At 60.2% G+C, this 23,807-nt stretch carries 26 protein-coding genes; 17 read left to right on the forward strand and 9 right to left on the reverse strand.

What is annotated here, in order from left to right:
* Window positions 1-92 precede the first annotated feature (92 nt).
* The 4 genes from KGA88_RS13380 to KGA88_RS13395 form a co-directional block, all read right to left on the reverse strand.
* The gene (locus KGA88_RS13380) at window positions 93-851 is read right to left on the reverse strand and encodes a collagen-like protein (protein WP_223591569.1); all 759 of its coding nucleotides are present in this window, start codon (window positions 849-851) and stop codon (window positions 93-95) included.
* Window positions 844-1,122, reverse strand: a complete 279-nt coding sequence (locus tag KGA88_RS13385; RefSeq protein WP_223591571.1) for a DUF1145 domain-containing protein — start codon at window positions 1,120-1,122, stop codon at window positions 844-846. The genes KGA88_RS13380 and KGA88_RS13385 overlap by 8 nt, the downstream gene beginning before the upstream one ends.
* Window positions 1,123-1,270: 148 nt before the next feature.
* The gene (locus KGA88_RS13390; RefSeq protein WP_110660734.1) at window positions 1,271-1,978 is read right to left on the reverse strand and encodes an OmpA family protein; all 708 of its coding nucleotides are present in this window, start codon (window positions 1,976-1,978) and stop codon (window positions 1,271-1,273) included.
* A 91-nt stretch (window positions 1,979-2,069) separates the two neighbouring features.
* Window positions 2,070-2,759: an OmpA family protein gene (locus tag KGA88_RS13395; protein WP_046041243.1), complete on the reverse strand. Its 690-nt coding sequence runs from the start codon at window positions 2,757-2,759 to the stop codon at window positions 2,070-2,072.
* A gap of 189 nt (window positions 2,760-2,948) precedes the next feature.
* Here KGA88_RS13395 and KGA88_RS13400 point away from each other — a divergent pair, with 189 nt between their 5' ends.
* The 4 genes from KGA88_RS13400 to KGA88_RS13415 all read left to right on the forward strand — a co-directional run bounded on the left by KGA88_RS13400 (window position 2,949) and on the right by KGA88_RS13415 (window position 4,718).
* Entirely contained in the window at window positions 2,949-3,446 is a 498-nt protein-coding gene (locus tag KGA88_RS13400; RefSeq protein ID WP_223591579.1) for a DUF6231 family protein, read from the forward strand.
* A gap of 4 nt (window positions 3,447-3,450) precedes the next feature.
* Window positions 3,451-3,927, forward strand: a complete 477-nt coding sequence (locus KGA88_RS13405; RefSeq protein WP_223591581.1) for a YchJ family protein — start codon at window positions 3,451-3,453, stop codon at window positions 3,925-3,927.
* Window positions 3,928-4,014: 87 nt separating this feature from the next.
* Window positions 4,015-4,509 (forward strand): LEA type 2 family protein, encoded by a 495-nt coding sequence (locus tag KGA88_RS13410; protein WP_223591590.1) that lies wholly within the window; start codon window positions 4,015-4,017, stop codon window positions 4,507-4,509.
* Complete coding sequence (locus tag KGA88_RS13415; protein WP_053155520.1) at window positions 4,506-4,718, forward strand: SEC-C metal-binding domain-containing protein; 213 nt, start codon at window positions 4,506-4,508, stop codon at window positions 4,716-4,718. The genes KGA88_RS13410 and KGA88_RS13415 overlap by 4 nt, the downstream gene beginning before the upstream one ends.
* A 172-nt stretch (window positions 4,719-4,890) precedes the next feature.
* On the opposite strand, the gene KGA88_RS13420 is transcribed toward KGA88_RS13415, so the two are convergent.
* Window positions 4,891-5,448 (reverse strand): cysteine hydrolase family protein, encoded by a 558-nt coding sequence (locus tag KGA88_RS13420; RefSeq protein WP_110658614.1) that lies wholly within the window; start codon window positions 5,446-5,448, stop codon window positions 4,891-4,893.
* A gap of 194 nt (window positions 5,449-5,642) precedes the next feature.
* Between KGA88_RS13420 and KGA88_RS13425 the strand changes: the two genes are divergently transcribed.
* From KGA88_RS13425 to KGA88_RS13460, 8 genes are all read left to right on the forward strand, one after another.
* A complete protein-coding gene (locus KGA88_RS13425; protein ID WP_223591592.1) occupies window positions 5,643-8,093 on the forward strand; it encodes a penicillin acylase family protein in 2,451 nt (816 codons plus the stop codon).
* Window positions 8,094-8,297: 204 nt separating this feature from the next.
* The gene (locus tag KGA88_RS13430) at window positions 8,298-9,332 is read left to right on the forward strand and encodes a ligase-associated DNA damage response exonuclease (protein ID WP_223591594.1); all 1,035 of its coding nucleotides are present in this window, start codon (window positions 8,298-8,300) and stop codon (window positions 9,330-9,332) included.
* Window positions 9,329-10,999: an ATP-dependent DNA ligase gene (locus KGA88_RS13435; protein WP_223591596.1), complete on the forward strand. Its 1,671-nt coding sequence runs from the start codon at window positions 9,329-9,331 to the stop codon at window positions 10,997-10,999. Before KGA88_RS13430 ends, KGA88_RS13435 begins: the two co-directional genes overlap by 4 nt.
* Window positions 11,000-11,223: 224 nt before the next feature.
* The gene (locus tag KGA88_RS13440) at window positions 11,224-12,006 is read left to right on the forward strand and encodes a transporter substrate-binding domain-containing protein (RefSeq protein WP_110658610.1); all 783 of its coding nucleotides are present in this window, start codon (window positions 11,224-11,226) and stop codon (window positions 12,004-12,006) included.
* 56 nt (window positions 12,007-12,062) lie between these two features.
* Window positions 12,063-12,791 carry an ABC transporter permease gene (locus KGA88_RS13445; RefSeq protein ID WP_110658609.1) on the forward strand — a complete coding sequence of 243 codons (729 nt, stop codon included), beginning with the start codon at window positions 12,063-12,065 and terminating at the stop codon, window positions 12,789-12,791.
* Window positions 12,788-13,498 (forward strand): ABC transporter permease, encoded by a 711-nt coding sequence (locus KGA88_RS13450; RefSeq protein ID WP_223591598.1) that lies wholly within the window; start codon window positions 12,788-12,790, stop codon window positions 13,496-13,498. Before KGA88_RS13445 ends, KGA88_RS13450 begins: the two co-directional genes overlap by 4 nt.
* Window positions 13,499-13,525: 27 nt before the next feature.
* Window positions 13,526-14,644, forward strand: a complete 1,119-nt coding sequence (locus tag KGA88_RS13455) for a succinylglutamate desuccinylase/aspartoacylase family protein (protein ID WP_110658607.1) — start codon at window positions 13,526-13,528, stop codon at window positions 14,642-14,644.
* Between the two features lie 13 nt (window positions 14,645-14,657).
* On the forward strand, window positions 14,658-15,422 hold the full coding sequence (locus KGA88_RS13460; RefSeq protein ID WP_110658606.1) for an ABC transporter ATP-binding protein: 765 nt from the start codon (window positions 14,658-14,660) through the stop codon (window positions 15,420-15,422).
* A gap of 55 nt (window positions 15,423-15,477) precedes the next feature.
* Here KGA88_RS13460 and KGA88_RS13465 read toward each other — a convergent pair whose 3' ends face one another.
* The 3 genes from KGA88_RS13465 to dcd all read right to left on the reverse strand — a co-directional run bounded on the left by KGA88_RS13465 (window position 15,478) and on the right by dcd (window position 16,987).
* Window positions 15,478-15,858, reverse strand: a complete 381-nt coding sequence (locus tag KGA88_RS13465; RefSeq protein ID WP_223591600.1) for a hypothetical protein — start codon at window positions 15,856-15,858, stop codon at window positions 15,478-15,480.
* Window positions 15,859-16,103: 245 nt separating this feature from the next.
* Window positions 16,104-16,313, reverse strand: coding sequence for a hypothetical protein (locus KGA88_RS13470; RefSeq protein ID WP_110658604.1), 210 nt, complete (start codon window positions 16,311-16,313; stop codon window positions 16,104-16,106).
* Window positions 16,314-16,420: 107 nt separating this feature from the next.
* The gene (dcd, locus tag KGA88_RS13475) at window positions 16,421-16,987 is read right to left on the reverse strand and encodes a dCTP deaminase (protein WP_110658603.1); all 567 of its coding nucleotides are present in this window, start codon (window positions 16,985-16,987) and stop codon (window positions 16,421-16,423) included.
* Between the two features lie 355 nt (window positions 16,988-17,342).
* Between dcd and KGA88_RS13480 the strand changes: the two genes are divergently transcribed.
* Complete coding sequence (locus tag KGA88_RS13480; RefSeq protein WP_002554837.1) at window positions 17,343-17,552, forward strand: cold-shock protein; 210 nt, start codon at window positions 17,343-17,345, stop codon at window positions 17,550-17,552.
* A 149-nt stretch (window positions 17,553-17,701) separates the two neighbouring features.
* Here the strand turns inward: KGA88_RS13480 and KGA88_RS13485 are convergent, their stop codons facing one another.
* The gene (locus KGA88_RS13485; protein WP_110658602.1) at window positions 17,702-18,709 is read right to left on the reverse strand and encodes a DUF481 domain-containing protein; all 1,008 of its coding nucleotides are present in this window, start codon (window positions 18,707-18,709) and stop codon (window positions 17,702-17,704) included.
* 163 nt (window positions 18,710-18,872) lie between these two features.
* Between KGA88_RS13485 and KGA88_RS13490 the strand changes: the two genes are divergently transcribed.
* The 4 genes from KGA88_RS13490 to KGA88_RS13505 all read left to right on the forward strand — a co-directional run bounded on the left by KGA88_RS13490 (window position 18,873) and on the right by KGA88_RS13505 (window position 23,660).
* Window positions 18,873-19,226, forward strand: a complete 354-nt coding sequence (locus KGA88_RS13490) for an MGMT family protein (protein WP_007971652.1) — start codon at window positions 18,873-18,875, stop codon at window positions 19,224-19,226.
* A 44-nt stretch (window positions 19,227-19,270) separates the two neighbouring features.
* On the forward strand, window positions 19,271-20,830 hold the full coding sequence (locus KGA88_RS13495; RefSeq protein WP_110658601.1) for an AmpG family muropeptide MFS transporter: 1,560 nt from the start codon (window positions 19,271-19,273) through the stop codon (window positions 20,828-20,830).
* A gap of 143 nt (window positions 20,831-20,973) precedes the next feature.
* Window positions 20,974-22,689: a proline--tRNA ligase gene (locus KGA88_RS13500; protein ID WP_223591611.1), complete on the forward strand. Its 1,716-nt coding sequence runs from the start codon at window positions 20,974-20,976 to the stop codon at window positions 22,687-22,689.
* A gap of 17 nt (window positions 22,690-22,706) precedes the next feature.
* On the forward strand, window positions 22,707-23,660 hold the full coding sequence (locus KGA88_RS13505; RefSeq protein ID WP_110663115.1) for a hypothetical protein: 954 nt from the start codon (window positions 22,707-22,709) through the stop codon (window positions 23,658-23,660).
* The last annotated feature ends 147 nt before the right edge of the window (window positions 23,661-23,807 follow it).

The raw sequence follows: 23,807 nt of genomic DNA on the forward strand, positions 1-23,807 counted from the left end.
GATTGCCGGAATTTGGGGCCGCTTCGCGGCCCAACGGGGGCAAGCCCCCTCACCACAGGCAAGCCCCCTCGCCACAGGGCTCTCGGTGTTGCTTACATCCGCTGTACAACCACCGAACCCGCCGCGCCTTCCGGCCCCGGCTGACCATCAGCCCCAGGTTTACCGCTCTTGCCGCCATCGGCGTTGTAAATCAGGCAGCCCTTGGCCTTGCCACCCGCGCCCGGCTTGCCGCCAGGGCCGGCCAGGCCACCGGCGCCGCCGGCCACCTGAACCTTGATCCGGTCTGCGGGGAAATCGTGCGGCACTGCCAGTTTAACCAGAGCCCCTGGCGCTCCCGGCTGACCATTGCTGCCATCACTGCCATCGGCACCGCGCCCCGCCTGGCCCCAGGTGCAGCCCGGCTCCTGGCCGTTAGCCCCATCAAGCCCCACAAACCCCGGTGCGCCCGCACCACCGCGAGCATCAACGAGTAATTGCGCTGCGTTCAGTGCCTTGATCTGCAAATCAAGGTTGCGTCCGGATCGGGCGGCCTTCTGATAGGTCCCGGGGGCGCCACGGGCGGTGATCTGGCTGCCTTCGGACAAATCGGCGCGATGGACCTTCAGCGCCAGCGCCTGCTCCCCCGGCACGATGGCGATGCGTGCTTCACGGCCCAGATGCAACTCACCGACAATGACTTCGGTGACGTTCGAGGGAATCAGCAAGGTGCCGTAATCGGCCACTTCCAGACGTTCCAATTGCAGGGTGCTGGCGGTGTTGGGCAAGCGCATCAGCGAGTTGGGTTCGACACTCACCACCTGGGCGCTGGCCAATGGACTGATGAGTACGGCGAGCAGGCAGAGTTTACGCATGGGAAGCCTTCGAAGCGCTGGGGGCAGGAATGGTTTGCAGGTGAAATACGCCGAAAATGACGATCTTCAGGCGGTCAAGCCAGGGATGGGCGCGACCCCGGAGAGTGCGATAGCACAGCAACGCCTCCAGTAGATGGATGAACCCCAACAAGCCGCCGGCCAGATTGACCAACAGGTGCAGCGGAAAGACGAACGGCGTGAGCTGATTGACCAACACCACCAACCAGAACAGCAGGGTCAACAACCGCCCCAGCCCCCATAAGACTTTCATACGCGCCCCCGATGAGAATTATTGTTTGCGCGCACAGTAACGGCTTCCACGCGGGATAAGCCAGAGGGCAACGGAAAATTCTTCATGAAGGCCGCCGAACGGCCGTCGCAGCGCTCACAGGTGTCGCTCGACGGCTCTATCTCTTGGCTCAGCGGTTTATATGCAGTTCCACGCGACGGTTTTTCGCGCGACCTGCATCCGTTTCGTTGTCGGCAATCGGCTGACTCTCGCCCCTGCCTTCGCTGGTGACTTTGTTCGGCGCGACACCCTGGCTGATCAAGTACTCCGCCACGCTACTGGCACGTCTCTCCGACAAGGCCTGGTTGTACGCATCCGAGCCGACGCTGTCGGTATGGCCAACCACCTTGATGCTGACCACATCGGCATCCTCGAACTTGCTCATCAACGCATCCAGTTGACTCTTGGCCGTCGGGGTCAGGTCGGATTGATTGAAGACAAACAGTACATCGCTCAGAGTAATGACCTCCGATTGCACAGGTTCGGGCGGGACGCTGGCCGGATACTGCGGAACCGCGCAGCCGCGGTGGTCAACCGGGGTATTGGCGGGGGTGTCAGGGCAACGGTCACGTCGGTCGAAAACGCCGTCGCCATCTTCGTCGCCATCCTGGGCATAGCAGATCAAGCCGCCGGACAAGATACCCAGCGCCGCACCACCCGCGGCCCAGGCACCACTCTCGATTGCGCCCAGACCACCACCGACCAGACCGCCGATAAGGCTGCAAATTGGCCAGGTGCGTTGATTGAGGGGGGCAGTGCCATCGCTGTGGGTCGCGCAGCCGGTCAAGAGGCTGCCAAGAAGTAGAACCGGCAAGACGGTCCTTGTGAGAACGATCATATTGAAAGCTCCTGTGTCACCGGCCAATACCGGTTACACAGGAGTAAAGACCCGCATCCGCGACTGCACAAGGCGCGGATGCGAGGGGGGCTTAACGCTGGATTTTGATTTCCGTACGACGGTTCTGTGCACGACCGTCCGCAGTTTTGTTGTCCGCAACCGGCTGGCTTTCACCGGCGCCGACAACCGACACGAAGTTGCTGCGAGGTACGCCTTGCTCGATGAGGTATTCAACCACCGAGTGGGCGCGTTTATCCGACAGTTTCTGGTTGTAGGTGTCGCTGCCCACGCTGTCGGTATGGCCGGTTACGGTCAGTTGAGCAGTCGGGGCTTCGGCTTTCAGGCGAGTGGCAATCTTGTCGAGTACCTGTTTATCGGACGAGGTAAGCGTGGCTTTATCAAACTGGAAGTGAACATCGCGGATGACGATGGTTTCTTCCTTGACCACAACCGCTTCTTCGACCACAGGTGCTGGTGGTGGGCAACCGTTGGCATCGACCTGAACGCCTTTTGGCGTGCCTGGGCACTTGTCACGGCTGTCCGGCACACCATCGCCGTCTTCGTCGCCATCACCGTGAACCCAGCAATAAGCCGCTGCCGTACCGCCGACGAGCAGAGCACCATACCCCGCCCATGCCGAGCTTTCGGTCGCACCGAGGCCCGCGCCCACGACACCACCAACTGCCGCACAGGTCGGCCAGTCGGTTTTCTGCAAACCTGCGCAACCAGTCAAGACACTGGTTAGCAGAACCAAGGGTAATGCTGTCCGAACTATGCTCATCTAGTTTTCTCCTGAGGGATCGGCTTAGAACCGATTCAGGTAGTAAAGACCCGAGTTTTAAACTCCGCCAGCAATAGGCCATGCTGTTTATTAGTGTAATAACGGCAAGTTGGCGCTTTTGTCGCCAAGCCGCTCTAGGCCCAAAGGTTCGGGCAGGCTAGTCTTGGCAGATCTGATTGAGGATCTTCGATGATTGCAGGTATTTCTTCACGCACGCCACAACAGGCACTGGCCGCCTTACTTGACCGATATGCCCCTGCGCGCCTGTTGTTGATCGGCGCCAGCGAGTTCCCGGCGCTGGAGGCTTTCAAACTCGCGCACCCGGACAGCTGCGTCGCTTTCGCTGCCCCCGGCCCGTTGCCCGACGATTTGGCGGCCCGGCGTTTCGACCTGGCCCTGGTGGTCGATTGCCTGGAGCACCTGCCCAAGCGCGATGGCCTGAACCTGCTGGGTGGTATCCGCAACCTCAACGCCAGCCGCATCGCCGTGCTGGCGGATCTGCCGGCCTGTGGCTGGCAGGAAACCGACTTTTTCTCCCTGGCCCTGCAAGCCAGCGAACGCTTTCAACGGGAGGAACAGGTCCTGACCCTGTTCACCTACGATCTGCTTGAATACAAACAGGTCCCCGACTGGCTCAACTCGCGCTTCTGGGCCAATCCGGAAAACTTCGGGAAATACTGGTGGTAATGCAATGAGTACATCCATTTGCCCTTGCGGCAGCGGCACCCTGCTCGACGCCTGCTGCGGTCATTACCATGCCGGCCACCCAGCGCCATGCGCGGAGGCCTTGATGCGCTCGCGCTACAGCGCCTACGTGCTGGGGTTGGTCGACTATCTGGTGGCCACCACCCTGCCCGCCCAACAGGCCGGCCTGGACCGTCAATCGATCAGCGACTGGAGCGCGCAAAGTACGTGGCTGGGCCTTGAGGTGGAAAGCTCCGAAGTCCTGGGCGGCCAGCCTGAACACGCCTTCGTGACCTTCACCGCGCGGTGGCACGACAGCAATGGCGAGCACAGTCACCGCGAACGTTCGTCATTTGTGCAGAACACCGGGCGCTGGTATTTCATCGACCCCACCGTGGCGCTCAAGCTCGGACGCAATGACGCCTGCCCGTGCGCGAGTGGGCAGAAGTTCAAGAAGTGCTGTGCGGGGTATTTCAGCAGCTAGGACATGGAATGCCTGTGTGTCACGCAGGCGCTGCCGAAGGTTGCGATCTTTTGGGTCTAGACTGGGGCTCAAGGGAGACACACCACGATGATCATTCGCCGCGGCTCACTCTATCTGCTCACTTTGTTCCTGACACTGGGGCTTGGCGGCTGTGCATCGTGGTTCGGCGACGACTTGCCGGACCCCGAGGTCCATCTGGTGAAAGTCGAGGTGGTCAGCGCCAAACTGCTGGAACAGAAATTCCTCCTGCATTTTCGCATCGACAATCCCAACGACAGCGACCTGACGGTGCGCAGCCTGGAGTACCGCGTTCACTTGGCTGACATTCTGCTGGCCGATGGCGAGTACGAACACTGGTTCACCATCAGCCCCAGGCATAGCGCGTACTTCAAGGTGCCGATCCGCACCAACCTGTGGTCCAAGGTCCGTGATCTGGCCAAACTGCTGAAAAAATCCGACCGACCCATTCCCTATCGTCTGGAAGGTGAACTGGAAACCGGTATATTCATCGCCCACTACGTGCACCTGGCGCGCAATGGCGTGATAATCGCCGCCGATTTAATTCCGGAGCAACACCGATGACCCAGCAACCCCACGTCCACGGCCCTGACTGCAACCACGATCATGACCATCACCAGCATGATCACGACCACGACCACGGCCATGTCCACGGTCCGAACTGCGGCCACGCTCACCAGGAACCGGTGCGCAATGCCCTGAAAGACGTCGGCCGCAACGATCCGTGCCCATGCGGCAACGGCAAGAAATTCAAGAAGTGCCACGGCGCTTGATGCTTCGGGCGAATTCTTGCTTCGCCTGCTGAATCGTCTTCGCGAGCAAACCTGTGCTGTTGAATGCAGTTCCCTTGTGGGAGCGGGCTTGCTCGCGATAGCGCTGTGTCAGGCAACAACGATGTTGAAGCTGAGGCCCTCTTCGCGAGCAAGCCCGCTCCCACAATAGTTGTCAGTCATGCATCAGAAGGGTGGCAGCGCTGACCACCGTCGCATACTCGCCGTGCAGATTTCCCAGCGACATCGCATGCACTTCTTCGGCGCTATGGGCCTGGCCGAAAAAATCAGCCTTGTCGAAGGTAAAGCACGCATCCTCGACCACCCACGTATCAAACCCCAGGTTGCCCGCGGTACGCGCCGTGGATTCCACCGAGTTGTGGGTCGCGACACCGACGATGATCAACTGCCCGATCCCCGCCTCGCGCAACTGCGCCTCCAGTCCCGTCGCACAAAACGCATCCGGCACCTGTTTCTGGATCAAGCGTTCACCGGTCCGTGGCGTAAAACGCTCCTGAAACTCCACCCCCGACTGCTGCGGCCAGAATACCGAGTCTTCCGAGCGGGACAGGTGTTGCACATGGATCACCGGCCGGGCCGTGCGCCGCCAATGGCCGAGCATTTCCAGCATGCGCTCTTCGGCCTCTGGATTATTCCTGCGACCAAGCCTGGGATGCAGGATGCCTTTTTGTTGATCGATGATGATCAGTGCCGCGTTTGCCTTGAGCTCCATGCCGACTGCTCTCCTGGATTGTTGAGCGTGTCGCACTTCAACACCCCCCATTGCGACTGGCAAGACGGCGATCTTTCCGGTTTATCAGACAAATCCTGAAATAACCTTGTACCCCGCTTGCGCGGCCACCTCCCGCTCACTAACGTAGCGCCTTTATTGCGCGCCGCCGCCTCTACCCCCGCAGGAGCTTTGCCATGGCCTCGCCAGCCCTTACTCATTTTCTACCCCGGTTCGGCGTTGCCGCAGCAGTGGCCGGCGTCTTGAGCCTGACCGGTTGTCAGAACTTCGACGCCCAGGACACCCTCCCGCCGGCCTCCGGCGTACAACCGCTCAAGGGCCTGGCGCAAAACGTTTCGGTGCGCCGCAATGCCATGGGCATGCCGCTGATCGAAAGCAACAGCTTCCACGACGCGCTGTTCACCCTCGGTTACGTGCATGCCAGCGACCGCATCACGCAGATGGTTACCCTGCGCCTGCTGGCCCAGGGCCGTTTGGCTGAAATGCACGGTGCCGAACTGCTGGATGCCGACCGTTACATGCGCGCGGTCAACCTGAAGAAAAGTGCTGGCGAGTTGTACAAGGCCTCTTCGCCGCGCCTCAAACGCTTCTTCGAAGTCTATGCGCGCGGAGTCAACGCCTACCTGTTCCGCTACCGCGACAAACTGCCGGCGGATCTGGCGGCCAGCGGCTACAAACCCGAGTACTGGCAACCGGAAGATTCGGCGTTGATTTTCTGCCTGCTGAACTTCAGCCAGTCGACCAACCTGCCGGAAGAAATTTCCTCGCTGGTACTGGCCCAGACCGTCACCAGCGACAAACTCGCATGGCTGACGCCATCGGCTCCCGACGAAAAATTGCCGGTCGCCGAAAGCGAAAAACTCCAAGGCCTCAAGCTCAACGGGCAAGTACCGGGGCTGGCCGAGCTCAGTAAAGCCACTGGGCAACTGTCGGACCTGAACCTGCTGGGCGCCACTTCCTCGAACAACTGGGCAATCGCCCCGCAACGCAGCCGCAGCGGCAAGAGCCTGTTGGCCAGTGACACTCACGGCCCGCTGGGCGTGCCTTCGCTGTTCAGCTACGTGCAGATTCGTGCGCCGAAGTATCAAGCGTCCGGCGTGACCATCGCCGGCCTGCCGATGGTGCTTGGCGGTTTCAACGGCAAAGTGGCGTGGAGCATGACGTCGGTGATGGGCGACAACCAGGACCTGTTCCTGGAGAAGATCAAACGCCAGGGCAACGGGCTCACCTATGAAAACGCCGGGAAGTGGCAGCCGGCGATCGTGCGCAACGAAACCTACTTCGTCAAAGGCCAGCGACCGATTCGCGAAGCTGTCTACGAAACCCGCCATGGCCCGCTGCTCAACAGTGCCCAGGGCACCACGCTGGCCAATGGCTTCGGCCTGGCCTTGCAGACGCCAAGCTTCATCGACGACAAGACCCTGGACGCGTTCTTCGACTTGTCCCGTGCCCAGAGTGTCGAGAAAGCCTCGGATGCCAGCCGTGAAATCCGCGCCATCGCGCTGAACCTGGTGTTCGCCGATGCCAGCCACATCGGCTGGCAAGTCACCGGTCGTTACCCGAACCGCCGCGAAGGTGAAGGCCTGCTGCCTTCCCCGGGTTGGGAAGGACGTTACGATTGGGACGGTTACGCCGACCCGATGCTGCACCCGTATGACCAGGACCCGGCCCAGGGCTGGCTCGGCACCGCCAACCAGCGGGTCATCCCCCATGGCTACGGCATGCAATTGTCCAACTCGTGGGCGGCACCGGAGCGCGGCGAGCGCCTGGCCGAACTGGCTGGCGCAGGCAAACACGACAGCCGCAGCCTGATTGCCATGCAGTATGACCAGACCACCACTTTCGCTGCCAAGCTGAAGAAAATGTTCGAAGCGCCGGGCATGGCCCAGCCACTCAAGCAAGCCATGGACGCTTTGCCGGTGGTCGATCGCGCCAAGGCACACGAAGCCTACAGCCGCTTGATGGCGTTCGACGGCAAGCTCAGCCCGACCTCCACCGATGCGGCCATCTACGAACTGTTCCTGCAGGAAAGCACCCGGCAGATCTTCCTCGATGAACTGGGCCCGGAAAGCAGCCCGGCGTGGAAGGCCTTTGTCGCCGACGGCAAGTTGTCCTACGCAGCCCAGGCCGATCACCTGCTCGGACGTGAGGACAGCCCGTTCTGGGATGACGCGCGCACCGCGCAGAAAGAAGACAAACCGGCCATCCTCGCTCGCAGCCTAGCCGCCGCGATCAGTGCAGGCGACAGCCAGTTGGGCAGCGATCACAAAGCCTGGCAGTGGGGCAAACTGCACCGCTATGAGTGGAAAAACAGTAACGGCCAGACCGTACGCGGGCCATTGCCGGCGGGCGGCGATCACACCACGCTCAACACCACTGCGTTCGCCTGGGGCCAGGACTTCAACACCACGCTGGCGCCGGCCATGCGCTTTATCGTCGACTTCGGCCAGTCCGAACCGCTGATGGCGCAGAACGGCACCGGCCAGTCCGGCAACCCGGCCAGCCCGAACTACCTCAACAGCATCGAACCGTGGCTCAAGGGGCAATACATGAGCCTGCCGATGCAGCCGCAGAACTTCGACAATGCCTATGGCAAGAATCGACTGACGCTGACACCCGGCAAGTAACACGGATCCCTTGTGGGAGCGGGCTTGCTCGCGAAGGCGATTGACCATTCAACAATTACTTTGAATGTCACACCGCTTTCGTCGGAACGCCGCCCGGAGCAAGCCCGCTCCCACATTGGTATTTCATCCATCATGAAATCCCGATAGAACTTCTACCCCCGCGCCAACCTCATAGCTAACAAGTCCCTCCACTCTGACAACGCCATGGACCTTGTTATCTCGCGTCCCGAAGGTTTGTACTGCCCCGCCGGCGACTTTTACATAGACCCGTGGCGGCCGGTCGAACGCGCCGTGATTACACACGCCCACGGCGACCATGCCCGTGTCGGCAGTCAGCATTACCTGGCGGCAGCGCCCGGCGAGACCATCCTGCGCGCGCGCCTGGGCCAGGACATCAACCTGCAAACCCTGCGCTATGGCGAACGGCTGCTGCATCAAGGCGTGTTCCTCAGTTTTCATCCCGCTGGCCACCTGCTCGGCTCGGCGCAGATTCGGCTGGAATACGGCGGGGAAGTCTGGGTCGCATCCGGGGACTACAAGATCGAACCCGATGGCACTTGCGCGCCGTTTGAACCGGTACGCTGCGACACCTTCATCACCGAATCGACCTTTGGCCTGCCGATCTACCGCTGGCAACCCCAGGCGCAGGTGTTTGCCGAGATCAATCAGTGGTGGCAGGCCAATTCGGCAGTCGAAAAAACCAGCGTTCTGTTCTGCTATTCCCTCGGCAAGGCCCAGCGCATTCTCCATGGCATCGACGCACGAATCGGCCCCCTTCTGGTGCATGGCGCCATGGAACCGATCAACCGGATCTACCGCGAAGCGGGGGTTTACCTGCCCCTCACGATTAATGCCGCCGAAATCAAAAAGAACGACCCGATGATGCGCAAGGCACTGGTGCTTGCCCCTCCTTCGGCGGCGAACAGCAGCTGGATGCACCGCGTCGGCGATTACAGCGATGGCTTCGCCAGTGGCTGGATGCGTGTACGCGGCACACGGCGACGGCGCGGCGTGGACCGAGGCTTCGTGCTGTCCGACCACGCCGACTGGCCAGGTCTGCTATGGGCCATCGAACAGAGCGGCGCGCAGCGGATCATGGTGACCCATGGATCGGCCGGCACACTTGTACGCTATCTGCGCGAGCAGGGGTTCGATGCCATGGCGTTCGATACCCAATTTGGTCATGACGAAGAGGACGTGGTCATCGCCGCCGCCGAGCCCGCCGAGATGCTGCCATGAAGGCGTTCGCCGAGCTGTATGCCGAGCTGGACGCATCCACTTCGAACAACGCCAAACTGGCGGCGATGCAAAACTACTTCGCCCAGGCCGCGCCGGAAGATGCCGCATGGGCCGTGTACTTTCTGTCAGGGGGACGCCCCCGGCAGTTAGTACCGGTACGGGTACTGCGCGAACTGGCGGTGGTGTTTTCGGGGTTGCCGGAATGGCTGTTCGAAGAGAGTTACCAGGCCGTCGGTGATCTCGCGGAAACCATTTCGCTGGTGTTGCCGCAAATGTCGCACCGTTCAACCGACGGCTTGGCCACCTGGGTCGAGGACAAGCTGCTGCCACTGCGTGGCGATACACCGCAATCCCTGGCCCAGCGGTTACCGATGCTGTGGGCGCAACTGGACAGCCCGAGCCTGATGATCTGCATCAAGCTGATCACCGGCAGCTTGCGCGTCGGTGTGTCCAAATTGCTCGTGACTCGCGCCCTGGCAGCCATGGCCCACCTCGACAGCAAACGCGTGGCGCAGCGGCTGGTGGGTTACACCGACCAGACCCACCGCCCCAGCGCCGCCAGCTACTTGAAACTGATCGCCGCCGAATCCGTTGATGAATACGCCCAGCGCGGTGGCCAGCCCTACCCGTTTTTCCTCGCCCACGCCTTGGCGTCGTCCGTGGAGCAATTCGAAGCACGGCTCGGTCCCGTCCAGCACTGGCAGGCGGAATGGAAATGGGATGGCATCCGCGCCCAGGTGATCAAGCGCGACGGGCGACTGTGGATCTGGTCACGGGGTGAAGAGCTGATGACCGAACGCTTCCCCGAACTGGACAGCTTGATTCTGAGCCTGCCCGACGGATCAGTGATCGATGGCGAGATTGTCGCCTGGAAATCCACGCCAACCGGCAGTGAGAAGGCCTTTGAGCCCGCTGTGCAACCTTTCGCCCTCCTGCAACAACGCATCGCTCGCAAGACCCTGGACCGGAAAATCCTCGAAGACGTGCCGGTGGTGCTGCTCGCCTTCGATTTGCTCGAATGGCAGGGTGAAGACTGGCGCAACCGGAGTCAGGCCGAGCGACGCGCACAACTGGAATGGGTGGTCAGCGACTGCGCCAATCCACGGTTGCACCTCTCGCCTCTGTTGAGCGGCGACACCTGGCTCGACCTCGCCCGCCAGCGCGAGGCATCACGCGCCCTCGGTGTCGAAGGCCTGATGCTCAAGGCGCGCGATGCCCTGTACGGTGTCGGCCGGACCAAGGGCATGGGCGTGTGGTGGAAATGGAAAGTCGACCCGTTCAGCGTTGACGCCGTGCTGATCTATGCGCAACGGGGGCAAGGACGCCGGGCCAGCCTCTATAGCGACTACACCTTCGCCGTCTGGGACGGCCCGCCAGATGCCATCGAACGCTCCCTTGTGCCGTTCGCCAAAGCTTATTCAGGGCTGAGCGACGACGAAATCCGCCAGGTCGACAGCATCGTGCGCAAGACCACGGTGGAAAAATTCGGCCCGGTGAGCAGTGTCCAGCCGACGCTGGTGTTTGAACTGGGTTTTGAGGGAATCGCCCTATCCCGCCGCCACAAAAGCGGGATTGCCGTGCGCTTTCCGCGGATGTTGCGCTGGCGCAAAGACAAGTCTGTCGAAGAAGCCGACAGTCTGGCGACCCTGCAGAACCTGCTCAACTAGGCCCTCTTTTTATCCTCAATATTTTTTCTTTTTGAACCGAACGGGTGCGGCCATTTCCCTGCGCCCGTTTTCGTGCATAAATCTGTGTCCGGCTATTTCCAGACACCTTTTAAACGCTTGTTCGGCACTCTGGTTCGGAAATTGCTACTTTCAAAAGGTCTTACGCTTTCCAGTAACAATAATTCTGCGCCACAAGCGCTCATATTGGTTTTAGGGATTGAATAATGAAAAAAGCATTGCTGACCCTTTCTGCACTGGCGTTGTGCATGGCTGCTGGCTCCGCCATGGCAAAAGAATACAAAGAACTGCGTTTTGGCGTGGACCCTTCCTACGCACCGTTTGAGTCGAAAGCAGCCGATGGCAGCCTGGTAGGCTTCGACATCGATCTGGGGAATGCGATCTGCGCCGAACTGAAGGTCAAGTGCAAATGGGTCGAAAGTGACTTCGATGGCATGATCCCTGGCCTCAAAGCCAATAAATTCGACGGGGTGATCTCGTCGATGACCGTGACCGAAGCCCGTGAAAAAGTCATCGACTTCTCCAGCGAGCTGTTCTCCGGCCCAACCGCCTACGTGTCCAAGAAAGGTTCTGGCGTGACTGAAGACGTCGCTTCGCTCAAGGGCAAGACCGTCGGCTACGAACAAGGCACCATTCAGGAAGCCTATGCCAAGGCCGTTCTGGACAAGGCCGGCGTGAAAACCCAGGCCTACGCCAACCAGGACCAGGTTTACGCTGACCTGACTTCCGGTCGTCTCGACGCGGGCATTCAGGACATGCTGCAAGCCGAACTGGGCTTCCTGAAGTCGCCACAGGGCGCCGACTATGACGTCAGCAAGCCACTGGACGACCATTTGCTGCCGGCCAAAACAGCCGTTGGCATTAAGAAAGGTAACACCGAGCTGAAAGCACTTTTGGATAAAGGTATCAAAGCGTTACACGATGATGGCACCTACGCCACCATTCAGAAGAAACACTTTGGCGATCTGAATCTGTACAGCGGCAAATAATGCCCGGCGCCCATCTCGCGATGGGCGCTTTTTTCATCCGATCAGGTTGCTGATTTATGTTCGAAAACCTACTAGAAAATCTGGGGCTCTCTGCCTTCAGCCTCAAGGGCTTCGGTCCGCTGCTGATGCAAGGCACCTGGATGACAATCAAGTTGTCGGCCTTGTCGCTGTTGGTGGCCGTGTTGCTCGGGCTACTCGGTGCCAGTGCCAAGCTGTCAAAAGTCAAACTGATGCGCGTGCCTGCCCAGCTTTACACCACACTCATTCGCGGCGTTCCGGACCTGGTCCTGATGCTGCTGATTTTCTACAGCCTGCAAACCTGGCTGACGTCGTTTACCGATTACATGGAATGGGAATACATCGAGATCAACCCGTTCAGCGCCGGGGTCATCACCCTTGGCTTCATCTACGGTGCGTATTTCACTGAAACCTTCCGTGGCGCGATTCTCGCCGTCCCACGGGGTCAGGTCGAAGCAGCCACCGCCTATGGGCTCAAGCGCGGCCAGCGTTTCTGGATCGTGGTGTTCCCACAGATGATGCGTTATGCCCTGCCGGGTATCGGCAACAACTGGATGGTGATGCTCAAGGCCACGGCCCTGGTGTCGATCATCGGCCTCGCCGACTTGGTCAAGGCTGCCCAGGACGCTGGTAAAAGTACTTATCAGCTGTTTTATTTCCTGGTACTTGCCGCGATGATCTACCTGCTGATCACCAGCGCGTCCAACTTCATTCTGCGCTGGCTCGAACGTCGTTACTCCGCCGGTACCCGGGAGGCCGTACGATGATCGAACTTCTGCAGGAATACTGGAAACCCTTCCTCTACAGCGACGGTAACCACATCACCGGCCTGGCCATGACGATGTGGCTGCTCAGCGCCTCGATCTTCTTCGGCTTCCTGGTGTCGATCCCGCTGTCCATCGCCCGTGTATCGCCGCACTTCTACATCCGCTGGCCGGTGCAGTTCTACACCTACCTGTTCCGTGGCACGCCGCTCTATATCCAGCTGCTGATCTGTTACACGGGGATCTACAGCCTGGCCGCCATTCGGGCTCAGCCAGTGCTCGACTCGTTCTTTCGCGATGCGATGAACTGCACCATCCTGGCCTTCGCCCTGAACACCTGCGCCTACACTACGGAGATCTTCGCCGGGGCCATTCGCAGCATGAACCACGGTGAAGTGGAAGCGGCCAAGGCTTACGGCCTGACCGGCTGGAAGCTGTATGCCTACGTGATCATGCCGTCGGCCTTGCGTCGCTCGTTGCCGTACTACAGCAACGAAGTGATCCTGATGCTGCACTCGACCACCGTGGCCTTCACCGCGACCATCCCGGACATCCTGAAAGTTGCGCGGGACGCCAACTCGGCGACCTTCCTGACCTTCCAGTCGTTCGGCATCGCCGCGCTGATCTACCTGACCGTCACTTTTGCGCTGGTCGGCCTGTTCCGCCTTGCCGAACGCCGATGGCTGGCCTTCCTCGGGCCGGCCCACTAGGTCTCAACCAGTTTCAGGAAACAACAGATGCGCCACCAGAAACATGATCTGCTGGCCCCGCTGCCGGGGACCGCACGACAGATCCACAGTTTTCACTTCGGCCCACAACCGGCCAATGGCAAGATCTACATCCAGGCCTCCCTGCACGCCGACGAAATGCCCGGCATGCTGGTGGCCTGGCACCTCAAGCAACGCCTGGCGGAGCTGGAAGCCGCCGGTCGCCTGCGCAGCGAAATCGTGCTGGTGCCCATCGCCAACCCGGTGGGCCTGGAACAGGTACTGATGGATGTGCCGCTGGGCCGCTACGAGCTGGAAAGCGGCCAGAACTTCAACCGCTGGTTCGTCGACCTCAGTGAGGAAGTCGGTAACGCGATCGAGGGCAAGCTCGGTGAGGATCCGCAGCACAACCTGCAACTGATCCGCAGCAGCCTGAGCGACGCGCTGGCCCGGCAAACTGCCGACACCCAATTGCAATCCCAGCGCCTGACCCTGCAACGATTGGCCTGCGACGCCGACATGGTGCTCGACCTGCATTGCGATTTCGAAGCGGTCGCTCACCTCTACACCACGCCGGATGCCTGGCCGCAGGTCGAGCCGCTGGCCCGCTACATCGGCGCCGAGGCCAGCCTGCTGGCGACGGATTCCGGCGGTCAGTCGTTCGATGAATGCTTCACCCTGCTCTGGTGGCAGTTGAAGGAGCGCTTCGGCGAACACTTCGACATTCCGCCAGGCAGTTTTTCGGTGACCGTCGAATTGCGCGGTCAGGGCGACGTCAATCACCCGCTGGCCGGCCTCGACTGCCAAGCGCTGATCGATTACCTGATCCATTTCGGCGCGATCGCCGGCGAACCCTCGCCCCTGCCCGACCTGCCCTATCCGGCGACACCCCTGGCCGGCGTAGAACCAGTGGCCACGCCCGTCGGCGGACTGCTGGTGTTCACCGCGCTACCGGGTCAGTACCTGGAAGCCGGGCAATTGATCGCCGAGATCATTGATCCGATCAACGATCGCGTCACCCCCGTTCATTGCTCCGCCGCCGGGTTGATGTACGCCCGTTCGCTGCGCCGCATGGCCACTGCCGGCATGGTGATCGCCCACGTTGCGGGCACCGAAGCCTATCGCAGCGGCTATCTACTTTCGCCTTGAGGATGCATGCCCCATGTACAAATTGACCATCGAAGGCCTGCATAAAAGCTATGGCGACCATGAAGTCCTCAAAGGTGTTTCGCTCAAGGCCAAGACCGGCGACGTCATCAGCCTGATCGGCGCCAGCGGCTCGGGTAAAAGTACCTTTCTGCGTTGCATCAACTTCCTGGAACAACCCAACGACGGCGCCATGAGCCTCGACGGGCAGAACATCCGCATGATCAAGGATCGCCACGGCATGCACGTGGCCGACGCCGACGAGCTGCAGCGGATTCGCACCCGCCTGGCCATGGTGTTCCAGCACTTCAACCTGTGGAGCCACATGACGGTGCTGGAAAACATCACCATGGCCCCGCGCCGGGTGCTGGGGTGCGACAGGAAGGAAGCCGAGGACCGCGCCCGGCGCTACCTCGACAAGGTGGGCCTGGCCTCCCGTGTGGCGGACCAATACCCCGCCTTTCTCTCCGGCGGCCAGCAACAACGGGTCGCGATTGCCCGCGCACTGGCCATGGAGCCGGAGGTCATGCTGTTCGACGAACCGACTTCGGCGCTGGACCCGGAACTGGTGGGTGAAGTGCTCAAGGTGATCCAGGGCCTGGCCGAAGAAGGCCGGACCATGATCATGGTGACCCACGAAATGAGCTTCGCCCGTAAAGTGTCGAGCCAGGTGTTGTTTCTGCACCAGGGACTGGTGGAGGAAGAAGGCGCGCCGGAAGACGTGCTGGGCAGTCCGAAGAGCGAGCGGTTGCAGCAGTTCCTCAGTGGCAACCTGAAATAGCCACCGGGAGCAGTAGCGGAAGCCGGCCTACCCGGCTTCCAGCTTCGATCAACCGTTAGGCGCCCGCTTCGTTTTCCAGCCTGAAACTGCCATTTTTCACGTGCAGGTCATTAGCGTCCATCCCGCTGAAGCGCCCGACAAATTGCGCGTCACCTCCCACCGTCAACTCGAGCGTTCCCGGATAAAGCTCTGCCTCCGAGCTGCCGGTCACATGGATGACCATGGGAGATCCCTCGGTGAGCCCCAGGCTGAAGCTGCCACTCTGGATTCCCATCGGCAAGTACACGTAAAACGCTGTCCCCTGGCCGTTATCCGCCTCGATGCATTGAATGATTGACCGCTGATAAAAATCGAGCCCATCCGTTACGCGAAACTGCAGGGTGCCGTCCGCCGTGATGACCTCGGCACTCAAATATCCCGATCGATTTGCACTCATCTGAATGTTCCCTTTCATATTTGTAGTCAACTGTATGGTGCCCTCTGCCAGCGGCCCCGGGGCACGCGGCTCCCGGATAGAACCACGGTCTATCCGTCGATTGGTTTCCACGACAGACACAGTTACTTCCGAATATGTGCAGGCCGATTCAGACGCTACGTTCGTCCATGGCAACAACAGGCACAGGCCTGCCTGCTGAAGGCAACAAGCGCAGTTCACCGGGCATGAATGGCGGAAATCGAAAATCAGGCAACAGGCGCAGGAGGCGGCTCGTCCGGCAGAGTCGGCTCGCCTGGCTCGTTAGGCTGTTCATTCGGGGTATCAGGATCAGGCTGGCCGGGAATACCCCCTGCCATGCTGACGGGCGGATGTGCCAACAAGGACCAGGCCAGAACGCCAACCTGATTGGGTTCAAGCCTTGCCAGTTCGGCACTGATTCGCGGATGGATCTTCATTCGGCACTCCTGGGCGATGGCCCGATCCACCTTGCGCGGATCGGAACAGTACACCCCATAGAGTGTACGCCCGCCCAGGAATTCCCGGCATTTGTCGGACGGTTGACTCAGGTACGCGGCAGGGTCACGCCACGCTGGCCCTGATACTTGCCGCCACGGTCCTTGTAGGACACTTCACACTCTTCGTCAGACTCGAGGAACAGCATCTGCGCCACGCCTTCGTTGGCGTAGATTTTCGCCGGCAGATTGGTGGTGTTGGAGAACTCCAGGGTCACGTGACCTTCCCACTCAGGCTCGAGCGGAGTGACGTTGACGATGATGCCGCAACGCGCATAGGTGCTTTTACCCAGGCAAATGGTCAATACATTGCGCGGAATGCGGAAGTATTCGACGGTGCTGGCCAGGGCGAAGGAGTTCGGCGGAATGATGCACACATCGCTGTGGATATCGACGAAGCTGCCGGCATCGAAGTTCTTCGGGTCGACGATGGCCGAATTGATGTTGGTGAACACCTTGAAATGATTAGTGCAACGCACGTCGTAGCCGTAGCTCGACACGCCGTAGGAGATCACACGGTTATCGTCGCTGCCGCGCACCTGGCGCTCGACGAAAGGCTCGATCATGCCGTGTTCCTGCGCCATGCGGCGAATCCACTTGTCCGATTTGATGCTCATGGCGGGGGTGTCCTGAATAGCGAGGTCGAAAAATTCTGTCCGGCATCTTACCGGGCGCGCCGCCGGGTTCAAAGTCCGGGGTGCAATTCTCGCCGAACAGGCAGGAATTACGTGCTCTGGCGACGAACCGTCACACCGCCGATCCCTAAAACAGAGAAACCTTCGCAAGAAGCATTGGCACGTCTCGGAAAAAGGGTTAAGGTGGCGTCACTGTGCTGCTTGTGTCACTGAGAATCTCTACACGATATGTTGAATTTCGATCCAACCATCTACAAGAATTTTTCCTGCTCTTTGCACTCAGTCTCGGCCAGGGTTCTTCCTGAGTCGCAGTTATCTTTGTTCAAGGAGTTACACCATGTCTAATCGCCAAACCGGTACCGTTAAGTGGTTCAACGATGAAAAAGGCTTCGGCTTCATCACTCCACAATCCGGTGACGACCTGTTCGTTCACTTCAAAGCTATCCAATCCGACGGCTTCAAAAGCCTGAAAGAAGGCCAACAGGTTTCTTTCATCGCTACCCGCGGTCAGAAAGGCATGCAAGCTGAAGAAGTTCAAGTTATCTAACTTGCACTTGCTTTAGTAAAAAGCCCCGCCCTCAACAGCGGGGCTTTTTTGTGGGCGAGTGTTTTGTCCACACAAAAAAGATCGCCGCCTTCGACAGTTCCCGGGTTGTCCCTGCAGGAGCTGTCGAAGGCGGCGATCTTTTGATTTTCTTACCAGGTCACGCCAAACCCTGCGGTGTAGCGTGTCTTGTCCAGATCCGCGTCATCGGTGCCGCTGATGATGTCGCGCTCCGCCTTCAGGTTCAGCGAAGCCCAGTCGGTCACCTTGTAGCGCAACCCCATCTCGGCATCGAGTGCGTAATCAGCCACACCCGACAGCGGCTTGCCGACTTCACCACTGGTGAAAAACTCGACACGCTTGCCGATCAAGTAACGGTTGTAGTCCCACTTCATGGCCAGGGCGTAGAAATTGTCCTTACTGCCATCGGCGAACTCATAATCCGTGCGGTTGACCAGCGAGCCCAGGGAGAACGCCCCGAGTTCGTTATCCCAGAACTGATAGCCGGGACCGGTACCGACCGTGCGCTGACGGGAAAGGTCTTCGACCTTGTCGCGCTTGTACACCAGGCGCCCCTGCCAGAACCATTGCTCGGTCAGGAATCGGTCGATGGAGTACTCGGCCCGCCAGTTGTCGGTGGTTACCACGTCGTCCTGGAACTCACGGTTGTATTCGCCTTCGGCGGTATGGCGCCAGCGACCGTGGCGTGCACTGGTCTTGAAATCGATGTCGTAGTCATCGGTGTCGTTTTCCGCCCGCTGATAATCCAGCGCGACATCGACATTGCCTTTCCACACCAGATCCTCGACCACCGGTTTTGGCTTGAGAATCTGCTGAATGCTCGCCAGCTCGACCGTCTTCGGCGCTTCGCCGTTGGCCAGCGTGACTTTGCCAGCGTCCGCCGCTTTCAGCGACTTGGCTTTCTCGCCAGTGTAGGCATCCTGCTTGACCAGCAACTCCTGATCGCTGTCCAGGGTCTTGACCTGTTTCCAGTCGATCGTCACCGCCCCGGCATACTCGGTCTGGATCAGCAGCTTGCCACCATCGAACAGCGTGATCTTGCCACTCAACTTGTCACCGTTCTTCAACCACACGGTATCGGCTAGCAAGGGGGAGGAAGCACCAAGGACGGCGAGACACAGCAGGGATCTGGACAACATAAGCAAAATACGGGCTCGGGATTGCGAAAAAATTCGGCATTATCCTTAGGAATAAGGCCCTGACAAGGACTGACCCGACTATTTCTATTGAGTTCATTTCTCAACTGCCCGTGCAGGAATTACTCTACAGACGGTAAAGCAGACTTCTTCAGGACTGACGCACGTGACCGACCCAACCGATGAACCCGAGAGCGCGGCGCAAATCCGACGCACGGCGCTGTATCTGACACTGGCGCAAGTTCCCGAGGGCAAAGTCGTCAGCTACGGCCAATTGGCCGAGCTTGCAGGACTGGGTCGTGCCGCCCGCTGGGTCGGCCGCACCCTCAGCCAATTGCCGAGCGACAGCAAGCTGCCCTGGCACCGTGTCCTGGGCGCAAACGGGCGTATCAGCCTGCCGGTCGGCAGTCCTTCGGGCGATGAGCAGCGCGCGCGATTACGCATGGAAGGCATCAGTGTCCTGAACAATCGTGTTGATATTCAGCGCCATGGCTGGCGCCCGGTAGAGCACAGCGGTTAGAGTGCGCGCTTTGTTTCCGTATTTGTTGAGGCAGACTCCAGCCCATGCCCCGTAAAACCTGGCGCGCCGCGCTCGCCGCTTATGCCAGCCCTTCGACACTCGTGCTGTTGCTGCTTGGTTTCGCCGCCGGCCTACCCTACATGCTGGTGTTCTCGACGCTTTCAGTCTGGCTCCGTGAAGCTGGCGTGGCCCGTGAAACCATTGGTTATGCAAGCCTGATCGGCTTGGCGTATGCCTTCAAATGGGTCTGGTCGCCCTTGCTCGACCAATGGCGACTGCCATTGCTCGGCAAACTCGGCCGACGACGTTCCTGGCTCGTATTGTCCCAGGCACTGGTCATCCTCGGCCTGATCGGGATGGGTTTCTGCGACCCGCAAAAGCATTTGTCCTGGCTGATCGCCATTGCCGTGGTCGTCGCTTTCGCATCTGCGACACAGGACATCGCGGTCGACGCCTATCGCCTGGAAATCGCCGAGGACAATCGCCAGGCCGCCCTGGCTGCCAGCTACATGTCCGGTTACCGGGTCGCGGCATTGCTGGCTACCGCAGGTGCGCTGTACTTCGCTGAAGGCTTTGGCTCCACCGGCTTCAACTACAAGCATTCAGCCTGGGCCGGCACTTACATACTGTTCGGGGCGCTGATGCTCCCGGCACTGCTGACCTCCCTGTTCATGCGCGAACCACCCGTGCCGTTGCGCACGCAACTGCAGGCCGGGCGCTACAGCTTCGCGCACCAACTGGCCTCGGTGTTCGTGCTGATCATACTGCTGGTATCCGTGCCGGCCATGTTCACCCAGCTCTACAACACCGACTTCGCCAGCGTGCTGTTCGAAGGCGTGAGCCTGCTCGACCTGCTGCTCGAAGACCGTGCGTTCCTGCGGGCCATCCTCTACATCACGCTCACCGCCCTGTGCCTCTCGGCCATGGGCCGTCGCGGCCTGGCGCCGGTACTCACCCCCGTCAACGACTTCATCCTGCGCTACCGCTGGCAAGCGCTGCTGCTGCTCGGCTTGATCGCCACCTATCGGATGTCCGATACGGTCATGGGGGTGATGGCCAACGTGTTCTACATCGACCAGGGCTTCACCAAGGACCAGATCGCCAGCGTCAGCAAAATCTTCGGCCTGATCATGACCCTGGTTGGCGCCGGCATGGGTGGCCTGCTGATCGTGCGATTCGGCATCCTGCCGATCCTGTTCATCGGCGGCGTCGCATCCGCGGCGACCAATATCCTGTTCCTGATGCTCGCCGACATGGGCCCCAGCCTGAACATGCTGGTGCTGACCATCTCCCTGGACAACTTCAGTTCCGGCCTGGCCACCTCGGCCTTCGTCGCCTACCTGTCGAGCCTGACCAACCTCAAGTTCTCCGCCACCCAGTACGCCCTGCTCAGTTCGATCATGCTGTTGCTGCCACGCCTGATCGGCGGTTACTCCGGGGTCATGGTGGAGAAGTTCGGTTATCACAACTTCTTCCTGATTACCGCCCTGCTCGGCGTCCCGACCCTGCTGTTGATCGCGCTGCACTGGTTCCAGGAGAACCGCCGCGCAGGCCCGACACCGACACCAGAACCGGTGCAGACCCCAGTCGCCGAAGAATCGTAGGTTCTTTACGCAGAAAAAATCGCGGAGGGCCGAGTGAATCGTGTCCTCCTGCCACACCGCCGACCGCACGCCTGTACGCCAGCGGAACTCGCCCGTACAATGCTCCGTCATTTCTCGTCATCAGCAATCGATAACGGCCAACCATGCGCACCAGTCAATTTTTGCTCGCCACACAAAAAGAAACGCCTTCCGACGCGGTCGTGATCAGCCACCAGCTGATGCTGCGCGCCGGCATGATCCGCAAACTCGCCTCGGGCCTGTACACCTGGCTGCCGATGGGCCTGCGGGTAATGCGCAAGGTCGAAGCCGTTGTTCGTGAAGAAATGAACGCCGCCGGCTCTCTCGAAGTGTTGATGCCGAGCACGCAACCGGCTGAGCTGTGGCAGGAGTCCGGGCGCTGGGAAGAGTACGGCCCTGAATTGCTGCGCTTCAAGGATCGCCATGGCCGCGACTTCTGCGCCGGCCCGACCCACGAAGAAGTCATCACCGATCTGATGCGCAACGAGTTGAGCAGCTACAAGCAGCTGCCGATCAACCTGTACCAGATCCAGACCAAATTCCGTGACGAAATCCGTCCACGCTTCGGCTTGATGCGCGGCCGCGAATTCATCATGAAGGACGCCTACTCGTTCCACGCCGATCAGCCTTCGCTGCAGGTCACCTACGACCGCATGCACCAGGCCTACTGCAACGTATTCACCCGCCTGGGCCTGAAGTTCCGCCCTGTTGAAGCCGACAACGGCTCCATCGGCGGTGCCGGTTCCCACGAGTTCCACGTGCTGGCCGAGTCCGGTGAAGACGATATCGTCTTCAGCAACGGCTCAGACTACGCCGCGAACATCGAGAAAGCCGAAGCCGTGCCACGGGAAACCTCGCGCGCCGCTGCGACCGAAGAGCTGCGCCTGGTCGACACCCCGAACGCCAAGACCATTGCGCAACTGGTCGAAGGCTTCAACCTGCCGATCGAGAAAACCATCAAGACCCTCGTGGTTCACGCCGAAGAGAAAGGCAAGCTGATTGCCCTGATCATCCGTGGCGACCACGAGCTGAACGAAATCAAGGCCGCGAACCAGCCTGGCGTTGCCAGCCCGCTGGTGATGGCGTCCGAAAGCGAACTGCGCGACGCCATTGGCGCCGGTGCCGGCTCCCTGGGCCCGTTGAACCTGCCGCTGCCGATCATCATCGACCGCTCCGTCGAGCTGATGAGCGACTTCGGCATCGGTGCCAACATCGACGACAAACACTACTTCGGCGTGAACTGGGAGCGCGACTTGCCTGTTCCGACCGTTGCCGACCTGCGCAACGTCGTGGCCGGTGACCCGAGCCCGGACGGCAAAGGCACCCTGGAAATCAAGCGCGGCATCGAAGTCGGGCACATCTTCCAGCTGGGCAACAAGTACAGCAAGGCGATGAAGTGCGAAGTGCTGGGCGAAAACGGCAAGCCGGTCACCCTGGAAATGGGTTGCTACGGCATCGGCGTGTCTCGCGTGGTGGCGGCTGCCATCGAGCAGAACAACGACGAAAACGGGATCATCTGGAGCGACACCCTCGCGCCGTTCCAGATTGCCCTGGTGCCGCTGCGCTACGAAACCGAACAGGTTCGCGAAGCCACCGACAAGCTGTACGCGGAACTCACCGCTGCCGGCTTCGAAGTGCTGCTCGACGACCGCGACAAGAAAACCAGCCCGGGCATCAAGTTCGCTGACATGGAACTGATCGGCATTCCACACCGGATCGTGGTCAGCGACCGCGGCCTCGCCGATGGCAACCTGGAATACAAGAGCCGTACCGAGGCCGAGCCGCAAGCGCTGCCGGTCGCTGAAGTACTGTCGTTCCTTCAGGCCCGTATCCGCCGCTGAAACCAGATAGAGACGTCATGTTCAAGCGAAACACCTTAGGCCTCGGTGCTGCCGCCTTGTGCGGCACCCTGCTGGTCAGCGGCTGTGCCAATCAGATGTCACAACGCAGCGAGCACGAGGAACGTGTCGAGCGCAAATTGCTCGATCACAGCCTGCAGATCGATGTCGGTGAGCCCAAGGTGCTTGAGCTGCCGCAACGGCGGGTGAAAATCCACGAGCAGAAGACTTTCGAAGTCACCGAGTACGAAGTCACGCGGCACTACGACCGCTATACGCCGTACCAACCCTGGCGGGAGATTTACGAAATCCCGCTGGGCGCGGTGGCCGTGGTGGCGGGCGTCGGTGCCAACGTGGTCAATGTGTTCGCCCTCGGCAATCTGCCGGACAGCGTGACCAAGGACTGGCTGAGCTACGGTTTCGCCGGGCTCAACCCGTTCATGAACGTGCAGTCACACGGTCGCGCGCAGCAGAACCTGGCTGGCATTGATGAAGTCCAGCGCGACAAGCGTACGGAGTACTCAAGCCTGCCGTGGAGCGAGCGTCCGGTTGAAGTCAAGGCCGGCAAGGAAACCTTCGAACTGACCACCGACAAGAACGGCGTATTGCGCCTGAACTTGCTGGACAACCCGTTCGCCGAACATGACATCAACCATCTGAGCCGATTGCTGATTCGTGTTGAGGATGGTCAGGACAACGTACGCACCGACTCCACCCTGGCCATCAGCAGCACCTTGCGCAGCAAGCTCTACGAGGCCCACGGGCTGATTTATGACGACCTCGAAGGAGATGAAGTCAATCAGTGGGTCCACCGGGTCAAACGCCTGTCGGAGCTGGGTCTTGAAGAAGAGGCCAGCGAGCTGGAACAGAGCCTGATTGAACTGACACGCAATGATCCCGAGTTGCAGACGGAATTCCTCAAGTCACTGGCCCAGAATGGCGAGCGACTGGTGGCGAATCCGGGGCTGAACTAAAAGCTGAAAGCTTCACAAGCAAGCCCTTTCCCACACGCGGTCTATTGTGAGAGCGGGCTTGCTCGCGAAGGCGCCCTCACATTCACCCCAGAACTACCGCTCAAACAACTCCATCTGCTCAAACCCGCCCCGCAAGTCCTCCAGCCG

This window comes from Pseudomonas sp. A-R-19, from assembly GCF_019956575.1.
Taxonomy (GTDB): domain Bacteria; phylum Pseudomonadota; class Gammaproteobacteria; order Pseudomonadales; family Pseudomonadaceae; genus Aquipseudomonas.

Bases quoted from the DNA above. Each gene is read 5' to 3' on its own strand.
- KGA88_RS13380 (WP_223591569.1), bottom strand. From the start codon at position 851: ATGCGTAAACTCTGCCTGCTCGCCGTACTCATCAGTCCATTGGCCAGC.
- KGA88_RS13385 (WP_223591571.1), bottom strand. From the start codon at position 1,122: ATGAAAGTCTTATGGGGGCTGGGGCGGTTGTTGACCCTGCTGTTCTGG.
- KGA88_RS13390 (WP_110660734.1), bottom strand. From the start codon at position 1,978: ATGATCGTTCTCACAAGGACCGTCTTGCCGGTTCTACTTCTTGGCAGC.
- KGA88_RS13395 (WP_046041243.1), bottom strand. From the start codon at position 2,759: ATGAGCATAGTTCGGACAGCATTACCCTTGGTTCTGCTAACCAGTGTC.
- KGA88_RS13400 (WP_223591579.1), top strand. From the start codon at position 2,949: ATGATTGCAGGTATTTCTTCACGCACGCCACAACAGGCACTGGCCGCC.
- KGA88_RS13405 (WP_223591581.1), top strand. From the start codon at position 3,451: ATGAGTACATCCATTTGCCCTTGCGGCAGCGGCACCCTGCTCGACGCC.
- KGA88_RS13410 (WP_223591590.1), top strand. From the start codon at position 4,015: ATGATCATTCGCCGCGGCTCACTCTATCTGCTCACTTTGTTCCTGACA.
- KGA88_RS13415 (WP_053155520.1), top strand. From the start codon at position 4,506: ATGACCCAGCAACCCCACGTCCACGGCCCTGACTGCAACCACGATCAT.
- KGA88_RS13420 (WP_110658614.1), bottom strand. From the start codon at position 5,448: ATGGAGCTCAAGGCAAACGCGGCACTGATCATCATCGATCAACAAAAA.
- KGA88_RS13425 (WP_223591592.1), top strand. From the start codon at position 5,643: ATGGCCTCGCCAGCCCTTACTCATTTTCTACCCCGGTTCGGCGTTGCC.
- KGA88_RS13430 (WP_223591594.1), top strand. From the start codon at position 8,298: ATGGACCTTGTTATCTCGCGTCCCGAAGGTTTGTACTGCCCCGCCGGC.
- KGA88_RS13435 (WP_223591596.1), top strand. From the start codon at position 9,329: ATGAAGGCGTTCGCCGAGCTGTATGCCGAGCTGGACGCATCCACTTCG.
- KGA88_RS13440 (WP_110658610.1), top strand. From the start codon at position 11,224: ATGAAAAAAGCATTGCTGACCCTTTCTGCACTGGCGTTGTGCATGGCT.
- KGA88_RS13445 (WP_110658609.1), top strand. From the start codon at position 12,063: ATGTTCGAAAACCTACTAGAAAATCTGGGGCTCTCTGCCTTCAGCCTC.
- KGA88_RS13450 (WP_223591598.1), top strand. From the start codon at position 12,788: ATGATCGAACTTCTGCAGGAATACTGGAAACCCTTCCTCTACAGCGAC.
- KGA88_RS13455 (WP_110658607.1), top strand. From the start codon at position 13,526: ATGCGCCACCAGAAACATGATCTGCTGGCCCCGCTGCCGGGGACCGCA.
- KGA88_RS13460 (WP_110658606.1), top strand. From the start codon at position 14,658: ATGTACAAATTGACCATCGAAGGCCTGCATAAAAGCTATGGCGACCAT.
- KGA88_RS13465 (WP_223591600.1), bottom strand. From the start codon at position 15,858: ATGAGTGCAAATCGATCGGGATATTTGAGTGCCGAGGTCATCACGGCG.
- KGA88_RS13470 (WP_110658604.1), bottom strand. From the start codon at position 16,313: ATGAAGATCCATCCGCGAATCAGTGCCGAACTGGCAAGGCTTGAACCC.
- dcd (WP_110658603.1), bottom strand. From the start codon at position 16,987: ATGAGCATCAAATCGGACAAGTGGATTCGCCGCATGGCGCAGGAACAC.
- KGA88_RS13480 (WP_002554837.1), top strand. From the start codon at position 17,343: ATGTCTAATCGCCAAACCGGTACCGTTAAGTGGTTCAACGATGAAAAA.
- KGA88_RS13485 (WP_110658602.1), bottom strand. From the start codon at position 18,709: ATGTTGTCCAGATCCCTGCTGTGTCTCGCCGTCCTTGGTGCTTCCTCC.
- KGA88_RS13495 (WP_110658601.1), top strand. From the start codon at position 19,271: ATGCCCCGTAAAACCTGGCGCGCCGCGCTCGCCGCTTATGCCAGCCCT.
- KGA88_RS13500 (WP_223591611.1), top strand. From the start codon at position 20,974: ATGCGCACCAGTCAATTTTTGCTCGCCACACAAAAAGAAACGCCTTCC.
- KGA88_RS13505 (WP_110663115.1), top strand. From the start codon at position 22,707: ATGTTCAAGCGAAACACCTTAGGCCTCGGTGCTGCCGCCTTGTGCGGC.